We start from the raw sequence: 265 nt of genomic DNA on the forward strand, positions 1-265 counted from the left end.
GGGTGTGCCTACAACTGCCAACTTCTCTTATTATGAGGGGCTTGTTCGAGGTGCATGGAAAATGTATCAGGCCGGTGTTCTCGGGCACAAGATGGGAGAGCGTCTTATTGCGGAGAAGAATGAGAAAATTATTGGTGAGACGATTACGGAGCTTTGTGAGTTAGAGGAAAAGGACTGTGTATGTGAGTTTGATTTGAAGGATGCGTTAGTTGGTTTGTATGAGGAGCTTCATCAAGATACGAAAGAGAATACTGGTATTGAGACT

At 44.2% G+C, this 265-nt stretch carries 1 pseudogene; it reads left to right on the plus strand.

The window, feature by feature from the left end:
* Nucleotides 1-265, plus strand: a pseudogene (locus tag SB775_RS30420) (replicative DNA helicase); the annotation flags it as partial.

Source organism: Peribacillus sp. SIMBA_075 (genome assembly GCF_046534585.1).